Origin of the sequence: Flavobacterium resistens (genome assembly GCF_900182645.1) — a bacterium.
In the GTDB taxonomy this organism is placed as follows: Bacteria; Bacteroidota; Bacteroidia; order Flavobacteriales; family Flavobacteriaceae; genus Flavobacterium; species Flavobacterium resistens.
Genome location: NZ_FXTA01000003.1, coordinates 191,710 through 204,014 on the forward strand (window position 1 = coordinate 191,710; position 12,305 = coordinate 204,014).

Here is a 12,305-nt window from a genome sequence, read left to right on the forward strand (position 1 = left end):
CACTTCACAATCAAACGAATAGAATTAACAAAAATTTCATCTTAAATTTAAAATCACCCTATTTCATACAAAATTTGAATTTATTCAAATAAAGAGTAAATTTGCTAGATAACTAATATTAACAGAAAATGAACAAAAGAGTTGTTATCGTTTCTGCCGTTAGAACACCTATCGGAAGTTTCATGGGAGGGTTATCTACCGTACCCGCACCAAAATTGGGCGCTGCCGCTATAAAGGGAGCCCTTCAAAAAATTAACCTAGACCCAAAATTAGTTGATGAAGTTTTTATGGGTAATGTAATTCAGGCAGGTGTTGGACAAGCTCCGGCACGCCAGGCAGCACTTTTTGCCGGTTTGTCTGAAGAAGTTGCTGCAACAACAGTAAACAAAGTTTGTGCTTCTGGAATGAAAGCTGTAATGTTCGCTGCACAATCAATTGCTTGTGGAGACGCTGAAATTGTAGTAGCCGGCGGAATGGAAAGCATGAGTTTGATTCCTCATTACGTACAAATGCGTGCCGGAAATAAATTTGGCCCGGCAACTATGCTTGACGGAATGCAAAAAGATGGTTTGACAGATGCTTACGATAACAACGCAATGGGAGTTTGCGCTGATTTATGTGCAACTGAATACAACATCAGCCGTGAAGAACAAGACGCTTTCGCAATTCAATCTTACGAAAGAAGTGCAAAAGCCTGGGATGCTGGAAAATTCGACAATGAAGTTGTTCCTGTTGAAGTTCCACAAAGACGTGGAGAACCCATTATATTTTCAAAAGACGAAGAATATACTAACGTTAAATTAGATAAAATTCCATCTTTAGCTCCAGTTTTTACAAAAGACGGAACTGTAACTGCTGCAAATGCTTCAACAATTAATGACGGAGCTGCTGCTTTGATTTTAATGTCTGAAGAAAAAGCAAATGCATTAGGATTAAAACCTTTGGCCTACATAAAAGGCTACGCTGACGCCGCACAAGAACCAAAATGGTTTACAACAAGTCCGGCGAAAGCATTACCAAAAGCGTTAGACAAAGCAGGAATTTCAATTTCAGATGTTGATTATTTCGAATTTAACGAAGCTTTCTCTGTAGTTGGTTTAGCCAATTCTAAAATCTTAAATCTTGACAATGATAAAGTAAACGTAAATGGTGGAGCTGTTTCATTAGGACATCCTCTTGGAGCTTCAGGCGCCAGAATTATCGTAACTTTAATCAATGTTTTAGAACAAAACAATGCAAAAACCGGAGCTGCAGCAATTTGCAACGGCGGTGGAGGTGCATCTGCAATTGTTATCGAAAGAGCTTAAATAATATCACAAAAATTAGGAGCTATAGCTTTATGGCTCCTAATTTTAAACTTATAAATTACCCTAAATGTTCGGAATTTGCAATTTAGCTATAGTACCCGTTCGATCTGAACCAAGTGACAGAAGTGAAATCGTTACACAACTTTTGTTTGGCGAACATATCGAAATTTTAGAACGCCAGAATCAATGGGCTAAAATTAAAATTCAATTTGACGACTATATTGGTTGGGTCGATTCTAAACAATATCAGGTAATTTCTGAAGCCAATTTTAATCAGTTGAGCAAAGAAGCTATAATTTTAAATGCTGACTTAATTGATTACATAACTGCGCCAGATAATTTGTTGCTTCCAATTCCGCTTGGAGCTTCTTTATCATTTTTAAATAATAGCGAAATCAATACTTCAAATTTTGATTTTGAAGGCACAAAAACCAGTGGCATCAAACCAAAAAGCGCTATTATAAACACCGCTTTTATGTATCTGAATGCGCCTTATTTATGGGGAGGAAAAACACCTTTTGGTATTGACTGTTCTGGCTTTACGCAAATGGTCTACAAATTAAACGGATATAAAATTCACCGTGATGCTTCCCAACAAGCACTTGAAGGCGACCCATTAAGCTTTATTGAAGAAAGTGAAGCGGGAGATTTAGCCTTTTTTGATAATGACGAAGGAAATATTACACATGTCGGCATCATAATGGAAAATAATTACATTATTCACGCAAGTGGAAAAGTTCGCATTGACCGTTTAGACCACACTGGAATTTATAATCCTGAAATAAACAAACATACGCATAAGCTTCGTGTGATTAAAAAGATTATTTAGTATTTCTTCTAAAATCAAAAACATATTTTCAGCAAGCTTTCCATAAAAGCAACAAAATTGTTGTATATTTACAGCAAATTAGTTGCGTTATGAAAAAAGTTGCATCAAAAACAAAACCGTTCGACACAAAAAGAAGCATTCAGAATGCCTCTGGGAAAGTGATATCTATTAGAAAATCGACTTTGTATTCTGGTGGAAAAGAATATAGCTGGAGCACTAAAATGGAACGCGTGGGAGTTATCAGATCTGGCATCCCGTATGATTCTATTGAAGAAATCAGCCGAAGACTAAACAATCCCGTAAAATCAGTTTTAGCTATTGTAGGCATTCCGCAAACTACTTACAACAAGAAAAAAAGCGAACATCTTTTGCTTGATAGCAGAGACAGCGAATTAGTCATTCTAATCAATGAATTAATCGATTATGGCTTAGAAGTTTTCAACGATGAAGAAGAAAAATTTCAGCGATGGTTAAAAAAACCAAACCTTTCTATTGGTGGCAATATTCCAGAAAATATGCTGGATACTATTACTGGAATCAACGAAGTAAAATTTAGCCTAAACAGATTAGAATTCGGAAATTTAGCATAATGATTGTATTTAGAATTGAAAGAGAAAAGCATTTAAATACTACATTAACAGGAATTGGAGCATCAATGACTGAAGGCTACAGATGGAACAGCCTTAATACACGCATCGTCTATACCGCCGATAGCAGAGCACTTGCAACACTTGAAGTGTCAGTACATTTAGATTTAAGCGAAGACTTACCGACGGATCGATTTTATGTAGAAATTGAAATTCCTGATGAAATCACAATACAAGAAGTACACTTAAATGATCTGCCAACTGAATGGAATTCTAAGCCACCAACTCTAATTACCCAGACAATTGGCGATGATTTTGTGTATTACAATGACGCCGCAGTTTTAAAAGTTCCGAGCGCTGTAGTACCAGAAGAATTTAATTATTTAATTAATCCAAATCACGAAGATGCTTCAAAAATCAAAATCATAAATACCAAAAAAATGACTTTTGATTCGAGAATAAAACAATAAATTTTAGGCGCTAATTCGAATCGTCTTTCTAAACTCAGAAGGGCTATTTCCTTTTTGCTTCTTGAAAAACTTATTAAAGTGGCTTTCATCTGTAAAACCAAATTCATACGCAATTTCATTAATGCGCTTATCGCTGAACTGCAAACGATGCTCAATCAGTTTCGTTTTATAATTACTGATATATTGTTGCATTGTTTCATCAGCATGTTTTTTAAAATAGCGTCCTAAATACGTATTCGAAATTCCAAAATAATCACTTATAGATTCCGCTTTAATCTTCTCCGGATAATAAATATTCGTTTGAATATATTGCAAAATATCCATCGCTTTAGCTTCAGTTCCCACATTTACCTGTTCTGGCAAATACTTTGCAATATTTCTGGCAACAATAATGATAAGTGTATTTACTAATTGCTGAATCAACTCCTGATTGTAAACATCTTTATCCTGATGTTCACGGCAAATCGCTTCCACCATCACTTTCACCAAACATTTATCGGCGTCATTTTTTAAAATACAACCTGGCTGATGATTTGCATTTTGCAGAATATATTCCAATCGCTGAATATTTTCATTCTGTAAACTGGAATTCTTCAAATAAATATCATTAAACCTTAAAAAGAAAAACTTCGTTTTGGTCTCAATCGTAAAATTGTGACAATCCTCCGGAGTTAATAAAAACATATGTCCGGCATCATATTCAAAAATATTTTTGTTGATGCACTGCGTTCCCGTCCCATTTAAAATATAAACCAATTCAAAAAAATTATGACGATCTCCAACATCCGGATATTCATCTAAAGTTTCAAAGGAAACGGTAAACGGTTCGTATAAATTTTCTTTTTTCATAAGTCTAAATTATTTGAAGTTGCAAATTTACATAAAAAAGACAAATATATACAAGTTTATACTCTTAAAAATGGTATAATTTTGCCAAGTGAAATTTAAGATTTAAAAATACAACATTATGGAATATAGAAAATTAGGCAATTCAGAACTTCAATTATCAACCATAACTTACGGTGCTTTTGCCATTGGAGGAAATATGTGGGGCGGAAATGAAAAAGCAGATTCAATCGCTTCAGTTCACGCATCAATCGACCACGGTGTTACTACAATCGATACCGCTCCTTTTTATGGTTTTGGTTTAAGCGAAGAAATGATTGGTGAAGCAATTAAGGGTCAGGATCGTTCAAAAATTCAATTACTTACTAAATTTGGTTTAGTTTGGGACGGAAGCAATAACGGAAAAGGCGATTTCTTTTTCGACGCCGATGATAACGGAAAAAAACTTCCGATTTACAAATATTCTTCAAAAGCAAACGTAATTAAAGAAGTTGAAGAAAGCTTAAAACGCCTTCAAACAGATTATATCGATTTACTGCAAATTCACTGGCCAGACTCCACTACTCCAATTTCTGAAACTATGGAAGCTGTTGAAACTTTAATTCAACAAGGAAAAATCAGAGCTTTTGGTGTAAGTAATTATAGCATTCCGCAAATTCAGGAAGCACAAAAAACAGTTCAAATTTCATCAAATCAGGTTGCATACAGCATGTTAAATCGTAAAATTGAAACCGATTTAATTCCGTTTACCGTAGCAGAAAACATCGGAATTATTGCTTACAGCCCAATGGAAAGAGGTTTGTTAACCGGGAAATACTTCACAGACAGCAAACTAAAAGAAAACGATCACAGAAATGGGTATTTCGGACAATTCGATCTTCAAAAAGTAAAAACTTTAATCGAAGAATTAAGTTCTTTGGCAAACGCAAAACACATTTCGATTTCGCAATTAGTGCTTCGCTGGACAACATTACAAAAAGGAATTGCAATAGTTTTAGCCGGCGCAAGAAACGCAGAACAAGCTATTTCAAACGCTAAAACAATGGATTTCGATTTATCAGCTTCAGAATTGGAATTTATCAATCAGGCGATTTCAAAAATAAAATAATTCTCTTTTTAAATACATAGAGACATAGTTCTTATTGCGCACAAAAGGTGTTTCACCTCCATTACCTAACATATTCAGCGCAATCTTGTCATTCCGAGAACTATGTTTCTATGTGTTTCAAAAAAATCTCAAAAAATTAAATAATTAGAATTTGGGTGTGTTCGCCGCGGCGAATCGGGCTATCCTTTGCAATCTTTTGTATCTCGTTAAAAAACGAGACACAAAAGGATTTCCTCTACTATCCCTCACACATCCTGAATTCATCAGAACAAAAAAGTAAAATGAAAAAGATATTTATAATTAACGGCGGACAAAAATTTGCTCATTCAGGTGGAAAATTCAATCAAACAGTTCAGGACTGGACAGTTGAATTTCTTTCAAAAAACACAAATTACGAAATCAAAACAACACATATTGAAAGCAAAATCGATCTTCAGGAAGAAGTTGAAAAATTCGTTTGGGCAGATTTAATCATTTACCATACACCGGTTTGGTGGTTTCAAATCCCGAATCTTTTCAAAAAATACATTGATGATGTTTTTACGCAAGGACACAACAACGGAATCTACAAAAGCGATGGAAGAAGCCGAGTAAATCCAGATATCAACTACGGAACTGGCGGACTTTTACATGGACGAAAATATATGCTTACAACAAGCTGGAACGCACCTGCAACCGCTTTTACACTTCCGGGAGAATTCTTCGAAGAAACTTCGGTTGATGATGGCGTAATGTTCGGTTTCCATAAAATGAATAAATTCACTGGAATGGAAAAAGTAAACGGATTTCATTTTCATGATGTTGAAAAAGGCGCAACACCAGAAAATATTATTACCTTTAAAGAACAGTATACCAAACACTTAGAAGAAACCTTTAAAACTTTATAATTATGATATCAATTACCGCAATCATTAAAAGTAAAAAAGAGAATATTCAACAACTTCAAAGTTTATTGAACGACTTGGTTGTCGAAACTAGAAAAGAAGCAGCTTGTGTGCGTTATGATCTTCATCAATCTGAAAACGTTTTTATAATCTGGGAAGAATGGAAAGATCAAACTGGCTTAGATCTTCACAACAATCAATCGCATTTACAGGATTTTATCAGCAAAAGCGAAAATTTTGTTTCTGCTCCTATTCAGGTTTACAAGACAGCACAAATTTTATAATTAAATATATGAAAGCATTATTTACAAATACATACGAATCTGAGTTCGTAAAAACCGAAATAGCAAAACCTACTCCTAAAAAAGGAGAAGTTTTAGTTAAAATACATGCAAGCGGCGTAAATCCAATTGACAATAAAATAAGATTAGGACTTTCTCCTTATGCTTCACCTGTTTTACCAGCTATATTAGGCACCGACCTTGCTGGAGTAATTGAAGAAATTGGCGAAGACGTAACCGTTTTTAAAGTCGGTGACGAAGTTTACGGACTTGCAGGAGGTGTTTTAGGTCTTCAGGGAACTTTAGCCGAATATACCGCTGTTGATGCCGACTTATTGGCCATAAAACCAAAAAACCTAAGCATGAAAGAAGCCGCGGGAATTCCGTTAGTGTTACTTACAGCCTGGGAAGGTTTAATTGATAGAGCAAAAGTTCAAAAAGGTGACAAAGTTTTGGTTCACGCGGGCGCAGGCGGCGTTGGACACATGGTAGTGCAACTTGCAAAAATTTTTGGTGCCGATGTATACGCAACCGTTTCTTCTCAAAAAGCAGAAATAGTAAAATCATACGGAGCAATTCCAATTGATAAAAACACAACAGTTGATGATTATGTAAATCAATACACAAACGGAAAAGGATTTGATATTATTTACGATACTATTGGCGGTCAAGCATTCGATGATTCGTTAAAAGCCATTCGTCATTACGGACAAATCAGTAGTTGTTATGCTTTTGGAACTCATACTTTAGCAACAAGTTCACTTCGCAATGCAAGTATTCACGGTGTTTTTGTTTTACGTCCAATGATTGGCAACGAAGGAAGAAAACATCATGGTGATATTTTAAAAGAAACAACGAAATTTATTGAAGAAGGAAAACTAAAACCACTAATTGATCCTAGAACATTCACTTTAGATAATGCAATGGAAGCGCACAAAGCTGTTAGTGACAATTCTGCTATTGGAAAAATTGTTATAGATATAACGTAATTGTCCGAAATAATTATTCAGAAAAAAGCTAAATTGCTTCATATTCAGAAAAATATAAAAATGAGCAGTTACCATCTTGCCGAAATTAATATTGCGAAAATGAAAGGAGTCGATATCAACGACCCAATCATGAAAGAATTTGTAGACAATTTAGATTTAGTAAATACTTTAGCCGAAAACAGCGAAGGTTTTATCTGGAGATTAAAAGACGATAGTTATAATGCCACAAGCCTGAATCCATATAATGATGAGCAAGTTATCATCAATGTATCAGTTTGGGAAAGCATTGAAACTTTGGAATATTATATGTACAAAACTTTTCACAGCGAATTTTTAAAGCGAAGAAAAGAATGGTTTCAGAAATTCGGAAAAGCGCATACAGCCATGTGGTGGATTCCAAAAGGACATATTCCAACGATGGAAGAAGCTGTTGAAAAATTAGATTATCTTCAGCAAAACGGTCCATCAGAATTAGTTTTCGATCTTCGAAACAAATATCCGATGCCAGTTCACGCATAGTTTTTATAGCCACGAATTCACGAATTTATTTTTGAAAATCTATGCACAACGATTTTAAATTAATTCGTGACCCGAGCGATAGCGAACAGGCGAAGCAATTCGTGGCGAACAAAAATTACTTTATTCCGCCAAAAGCCCCGAAACACATATTTTTGTGTAAAATTTCGACTTTTGAAAAACCTACTTTTTTCATCAAATCCAATTGATAATTCATAGATCTTGGGGAATCTTCTTTTTCAATATAATCTAAAACTTTCTGGCGATAATCAGCCCCTCCTATTCCTTCCAAATATTCGCCATAACGTTGCCAGGTATATTCATTTAATAATTCTGTGTCTTGAGTGATCAAATCCGAAATCATTAAACAACCTCCGGGTTTCAATAATTTAAACAATTTGATAAAAGTTGTTTCCCAATCGTTATCATCTCTCAAATGATGCAAAACTGCACCTGCCAAAATAATATCAAAACTATTTTCTTTTAATTCCACTTCTCGAATATCGCCCTGTCTTATTTCAACTTTTCCATTTGTTTCCGCCGAAACTCTTTCAAAAGCACGATTTAACATTGGTAAACTCAAATCGACCAAAGTGCAATTTAAATCTGGCACTTTAGACAACATTTTTAAAGTATAATTTCCGGCTCCGCAGCCCACATCTAAAATAGTTGCAGCATTCGGAACAATTCGTCTTGAAGCTTCAGTTATTAATTCCAAAGAAATAGTTGCGTCGATTGTGGCCACTTGTCCTGTTTCTAGATTTGAAAATCGCTCGACATCATTGTCAAATCGTTCTTTTATTTCTGCAATAGTTGATTTTTTCATAGTCTTTGTTTTTTTTTAATCTCTCGCAGATTTCGCTAATCTTTTGCTATTATGGATTGGAAATATTATGGTTAGATGATTTTATCTAAATTAATAATCTGCTTTATCTGCGAGAGACTTATTTTTTGTTTTTCAAAACTATTCTTTTCATAAATACTTTAAAAATACTATTTTTATCAATTAATAATACTTAAAAGGTATCATGGAATTGCGTCACCTAAAATATTTTCTGGCTGTAGCCGAAGAACTGAACTTTACTAAAGCTTCAGAAAAACTCTTTATTTCCCAGCCTCCGTTGAGTCGACAAATTGCAGAATTAGAAGAAGAACTTCAGGCGAAGCTTTTCATCAGAAACAATAAAAAAGTAGAATTGACCGAAGCCGGAAAATATTTTGAAAAAGAAGTAAAAAACCTTTTCCAAAATCTTGAACGCATTTCTGTAAAGACAAAAAAGATAGCAGAAAACGTTTCAGGAGAATTCAGGATTGCTTATATCAGTTCGATTTATTCTTCTGTCATTTCAGAATTAATAAAACATCTGAAAGCGCAATTTCCATACGTAAATTTTAAACTTTTCGAGGTTTCAACAACAAAGCAAATCGATGCCTTAGAACAAGGAAAAATTGAAATGGGAATTATCAGATCACCAATTCAGTCTCCTAAAATAAAATCGCATTTATGGTTTAAAGATGGATTTTCATTGGTTTACAATAAAAAATCTGTTCAAATAAAATCGGAAAATGAGATTTTAAAATTGAAAGACGAAACATTTGTTTTCTTTAATAAAGATTATGCGCCACATTATCATGAAGTTTTATTGGAACTTTGCGCCTTTTATGGCTTTACGCCGAAGATAATTCACGAAGCGAATAATATCAATTCTATCGTACAATTAGTCAAAAATGGATTAGGAATTTCGATTGTTCCTTCGAATATTGCAAAGAATAATCAAGATCCTGAAATTGATTTTATTGAATTGAAGAAAGTGAATCTTTTTACAAATGTTTCAATTATAACTTCAAAGGATGATGATTCTGAAATCACGCAATCTGCTGTTGATTTTTTATTAAAAAAAGAATAGCCACGAATTCACGAATTTAATTTTTTAAAATCTATGCATAGAGTTTTTATAATAATTCGTGAATTCGTGGCTATAACAAAAAATCGTTACAATTTAGTACAGAAATCCACATAAGAAAAACAGAAGTTTTAAATACCTTAGCAAATTATAATCCCACTCAATAAAAATCAATAAAAATGGCTGAACAATCTTCAATTCAGTGTCCAAACTGCGGAACTCCTATCGATGTAAATGATGTTTTAAAACATCAGTTGGAAGATAGTATCCGTAAAGAATTTCAACAAAAAGCAAATATTCAAAACCGTGAATTAGAGCTTAAAAACGAACAATTGGAAAAAGCCAAAACGGAATTTGAAGCGAAGAAAAAACAGGAAAATGAACTTTTCGCTGAACGTTTAGAGCGCGAGAAAAAAACAGCCGAAAAAGAAATATCCGAAAAACTAAAAGCTAAATTAGAAGAAGAAAACAAAGATCGTTTGTTATTGATGGAAAAAGAACTCTCTGAGAAATCTGAAAAAATCAGAGAATTAAATAAAATGGAAGGTGAAATCGCAAAATTGCAACGCGAAAAACTGGAAATGAAAGATGCGATTCAGGCTGAAGCTGAAAAACAATTGAATGTACAATTAGGTTTGGAACGTGAAAAAATCAGAAAACAGGAAGATGATAAAAACGAACTAAAATTCAAAGAACTTCAGAAACAGTTGGAAGAACAAAAAAAGCTGACTGAAGAAATGAAACGCAAGCAAGAACAAGGCTCAATGCAATTGCAAGGTGAAGTAATGGAATTAGCGATTGAAGAATGGCTGGCTAACAACTTTCCGCTTGATAGTATTGACGAAATTAAAAAAGGAGCAAACGGCGCCGACTGTCTGCAAGTTGTAAACACAAGAGAACATCAAAACTGCGGTTCTATTTATTACGAAAGCAAGAGAACAAAAGCGTTTCAGCCTTCATGGATTGAAAAATTCAAAAACGATATCAGAACCAAAAGAGCAAATATTGGAGTTCTGGTTACCGAAGTTATGCCAAACGGAATGGAACGAATGGGAATGCGAGACGGAATCTGGATTTGTACGTATGAAGAATTTAAAGGCTTAAGTGCTGTTCTGCGTCAATCATTGATTCAGGTTAGTCAGGCAGTTCAGGCGCAAGAAAACAAAGGCGATAAAATGTCGATGTTATATGATTTCCTAACAAGTAATGAATTCCGTTTACAAGTAGAAGGAATCGTAGAAGGCTTCACTCAAATGCAAAGCGATTTAGATTCTGAAAAAAGAGCGATGCAAAGAATATGGAAACAACGTGAAAAACAAATTGAAAAAGTGGTTCACAATACTTTAGGAATGTATGGCTCCATTCGTGGCATTGCCGGAAATGCAGTTCAAAGTGTAAAAGCTTTGGAATTGGATTTTATTGAAGGCAATGATGAAGAGGAAGGAACTAAAGAATTGTTCGAATAATTAACCATAGTATTGTCATTTCGACCGAAGGGAGAAATCACACAAGAAACTCCACAAAGAATATCTACAATCTTTGTCGATTAGCGTGTGTGATTTCTCCCTTCGGTCGAAATGACAAAATCAATCCACCTTCTTAAAAACAGCTAATTTCCCAGAAGGATTAGACAGAGTCAATTGATTATTTCCAATGGAATAAGTTGTAGTACTCTGTAAAGCTTTCAAAAATTCGCCTTCTTTATTTCCTTGTGGACAAGCCATTAAAGTTGAAATCACTTTAGTGAAACGCAAAACATCTTTCTCATAAAAGATTTGTCCCGTTATCGAATTACAGCCTCCAAAACCAGAAAATCTGTTTTCTGTTGAATTAATCTCAAGTCTTGGAAATTCCTTTTGAAAATCAGTTGCAAAAACTTTGTATCCATTTAATTCTTCCAAAACCCAAATATCATGAAGTCGATAATCGGTTAAGTATTTTCCGCATCCACTTAGTTTTTTTGTTTCTAATTCCGAATTATTTTTGATTTCAATTTTTACACTATAAGGCGAAATCGCTCCAGACATTGAATCCTGACAGTCCAATTGCTGAATCGTAATTGTCGCCGAAACAGACTCATTACTAACTTTATACATCTTTACATTAGCATCCATAGCTTTAATCGCTTCAACGGCTGGAAAAACTAGTTTTTCTTTTCCAGGTATTAATGACGTAAAAACAATTTCCTCATTTCCTATTTTAATTCCCCAAAACGGTTCGTTTCCAGTTCCTTTGAAGTAATATTTTAAATCTTCTTCGGTAGAACTTACAGAAGATGTCGTGCCAGATTCTTTGTTTGCAGTTGTTTTACAGCCTATCATAAAGACTGATAACAACAATATTGAAAGTATTTTTTTCATGAGATTTTAGTTTAAAAAATATTCTTTTATAAAACATTGGTAAAATTCTTATGAATTTACGACATTTTTTTGAAACGCTTATTTAGAATCCTTTCAAATTTAAAAAAACTAAATCACTCAAAAATCATTCAAAACCCGCACTACGTAAAAGATTACGACAAAATACGTAGTAAAAAAAACTTCCATCTACTTAAAAAAATAAATATATTACGTATTTTTATAAG

The 12,305-nt window shown here is 34.1% G+C and carries 14 protein-coding genes; 11 read left to right on the top strand and 3 right to left on the bottom strand.

Annotated elements, in window-relative coordinates:
- Positions 1–128 precede the first annotated feature (128 nt).
- The 4 genes from FN795_RS12220 (at position 129) to FN795_RS12235 (ending at position 3,193) form a co-directional block, all read left to right on the top strand.
- On the top strand, positions 129–1,307 hold the full coding sequence (locus tag FN795_RS12220; protein ID WP_142450853.1) for an acetyl-CoA C-acyltransferase: 1,179 nt from the start codon (positions 129–131) through the stop codon (positions 1,305–1,307).
- A 67-nt stretch (positions 1,308–1,374) separates the two neighbouring features.
- Positions 1,375–2,136: a C40 family peptidase gene (locus FN795_RS12225; protein WP_035647004.1), complete on the top strand. Its 762-nt coding sequence runs from the start codon at positions 1,375–1,377 to the stop codon at positions 2,134–2,136.
- A gap of 89 nt (positions 2,137–2,225) precedes the next feature.
- Positions 2,226–2,726, top strand: coding sequence for a type II RES/Xre toxin-antitoxin system antitoxin (gene parS, locus FN795_RS12230; RefSeq protein WP_142450854.1), 501 nt, complete (start codon positions 2,226–2,228; stop codon positions 2,724–2,726).
- On the top strand, positions 2,726–3,193 hold the full coding sequence (locus tag FN795_RS12235) for an RES family NAD+ phosphorylase (RefSeq protein WP_142450855.1): 468 nt from the start codon (positions 2,726–2,728) through the stop codon (positions 3,191–3,193). Before parS ends, FN795_RS12235 begins: the two co-directional genes overlap by 1 nt.
- 3 nt (positions 3,194–3,196) lie before the next feature.
- Here the strand turns inward: FN795_RS12235 and FN795_RS12240 are convergent, their stop codons facing one another.
- Positions 3,197–4,042, bottom strand: coding sequence for an AraC family transcriptional regulator (locus FN795_RS12240; protein WP_142450856.1), 846 nt, complete (start codon positions 4,040–4,042; stop codon positions 3,197–3,199).
- Between the two features lie 118 nt (positions 4,043–4,160).
- Here FN795_RS12240 and FN795_RS12245 point away from each other — a divergent pair, with 118 nt between their 5' ends.
- From FN795_RS12245 to FN795_RS12265, 5 genes are all read left to right on the top strand, one after another.
- Entirely contained in the window at positions 4,161–5,147 is a 987-nt protein-coding gene (locus FN795_RS12245) for an aldo/keto reductase (RefSeq protein ID WP_142450857.1), read from the top strand.
- A gap of 281 nt (positions 5,148–5,428) precedes the next feature.
- The gene (locus FN795_RS12250) at positions 5,429–6,034 is read left to right on the top strand and encodes an NAD(P)H-dependent oxidoreductase (RefSeq protein ID WP_142450858.1); all 606 of its coding nucleotides are present in this window, start codon (positions 5,429–5,431) and stop codon (positions 6,032–6,034) included.
- Positions 6,035–6,036: 2 nt separating this feature from the next.
- Positions 6,037–6,315 carry a putative quinol monooxygenase gene (locus tag FN795_RS12255; protein ID WP_142450859.1) on the top strand — a complete coding sequence of 93 codons (279 nt, stop codon included), beginning with the start codon at positions 6,037–6,039 and terminating at the stop codon, positions 6,313–6,315.
- Positions 6,316–6,323: 8 nt separating this feature from the next.
- Positions 6,324–7,301 carry a zinc-dependent alcohol dehydrogenase family protein gene (locus tag FN795_RS12260; RefSeq protein ID WP_142450860.1) on the top strand — a complete coding sequence of 326 codons (978 nt, stop codon included), beginning with the start codon at positions 6,324–6,326 and terminating at the stop codon, positions 7,299–7,301.
- A 60-nt stretch (positions 7,302–7,361) separates the two neighbouring features.
- Positions 7,362–7,820, top strand: coding sequence for a DUF3291 domain-containing protein (locus FN795_RS12265; protein WP_142451297.1), 459 nt, complete (start codon positions 7,362–7,364; stop codon positions 7,818–7,820).
- 115 nt (positions 7,821–7,935) lie between these two features.
- Here FN795_RS12265 and FN795_RS12270 read toward each other — a convergent pair whose 3' ends face one another.
- Positions 7,936–8,643, bottom strand: a complete 708-nt coding sequence (locus tag FN795_RS12270) for a class I SAM-dependent methyltransferase (protein ID WP_142450861.1) — start codon at positions 8,641–8,643, stop codon at positions 7,936–7,938.
- A gap of 202 nt (positions 8,644–8,845) precedes the next feature.
- Between FN795_RS12270 and FN795_RS12275 the strand changes: the two genes are divergently transcribed.
- Both FN795_RS12275 and FN795_RS12280 read left to right on the top strand, forming a co-directional pair.
- The gene (locus FN795_RS12275) at positions 8,846–9,724 is read left to right on the top strand and encodes a LysR family transcriptional regulator (RefSeq protein WP_142450862.1); all 879 of its coding nucleotides are present in this window, start codon (positions 8,846–8,848) and stop codon (positions 9,722–9,724) included.
- A 176-nt stretch (positions 9,725–9,900) separates the two neighbouring features.
- Positions 9,901–11,187, top strand: a complete 1,287-nt coding sequence (locus FN795_RS12280) for a DUF2130 domain-containing protein (protein WP_142450863.1) — start codon at positions 9,901–9,903, stop codon at positions 11,185–11,187.
- A gap of 120 nt (positions 11,188–11,307) precedes the next feature.
- Here FN795_RS12280 and FN795_RS12285 read toward each other — a convergent pair whose 3' ends face one another.
- Positions 11,308–12,081, bottom strand: coding sequence for an META domain-containing protein (locus FN795_RS12285; RefSeq protein WP_142450864.1), 774 nt, complete (start codon positions 12,079–12,081; stop codon positions 11,308–11,310).
- Positions 12,082–12,305: the final 224 nt, after the last annotated feature.

Excerpts from the sequence above, each read along its gene's own strand:
- FN795_RS12220 (WP_142450853.1), top strand. The coding sequence starts at position 129 with ATGAACAAAAGAGTTGTTATCGTTTCTGCCGTTAGAACACCTATCGGA.
- FN795_RS12225 (WP_035647004.1), top strand. The coding sequence starts at position 1,375 with ATGTTCGGAATTTGCAATTTAGCTATAGTACCCGTTCGATCTGAACCA.
- parS (WP_142450854.1), top strand. The coding sequence starts at position 2,226 with ATGAAAAAAGTTGCATCAAAAACAAAACCGTTCGACACAAAAAGAAGC.
- FN795_RS12235 (WP_142450855.1), top strand. The coding sequence starts at position 2,726 with ATGATTGTATTTAGAATTGAAAGAGAAAAGCATTTAAATACTACATTA.
- FN795_RS12240 (WP_142450856.1), bottom strand. The coding sequence starts at position 4,042 with ATGAAAAAAGAAAATTTATACGAACCGTTTACCGTTTCCTTTGAAACT.
- FN795_RS12245 (WP_142450857.1), top strand. The coding sequence starts at position 4,161 with ATGGAATATAGAAAATTAGGCAATTCAGAACTTCAATTATCAACCATA.
- FN795_RS12250 (WP_142450858.1), top strand. The coding sequence starts at position 5,429 with ATGAAAAAGATATTTATAATTAACGGCGGACAAAAATTTGCTCATTCA.
- FN795_RS12255 (WP_142450859.1), top strand. The coding sequence starts at position 6,037 with ATGATATCAATTACCGCAATCATTAAAAGTAAAAAAGAGAATATTCAA.
- FN795_RS12260 (WP_142450860.1), top strand. The coding sequence starts at position 6,324 with ATGAAAGCATTATTTACAAATACATACGAATCTGAGTTCGTAAAAACC.
- FN795_RS12265 (WP_142451297.1), top strand. The coding sequence starts at position 7,362 with ATGAGCAGTTACCATCTTGCCGAAATTAATATTGCGAAAATGAAAGGA.
- FN795_RS12270 (WP_142450861.1), bottom strand. The coding sequence starts at position 8,643 with ATGAAAAAATCAACTATTGCAGAAATAAAAGAACGATTTGACAATGAT.
- FN795_RS12275 (WP_142450862.1), top strand. The coding sequence starts at position 8,846 with ATGGAATTGCGTCACCTAAAATATTTTCTGGCTGTAGCCGAAGAACTG.
- FN795_RS12280 (WP_142450863.1), top strand. The coding sequence starts at position 9,901 with ATGGCTGAACAATCTTCAATTCAGTGTCCAAACTGCGGAACTCCTATC.
- FN795_RS12285 (WP_142450864.1), bottom strand. The coding sequence starts at position 12,081 with ATGAAAAAAATACTTTCAATATTGTTGTTATCAGTCTTTATGATAGGC.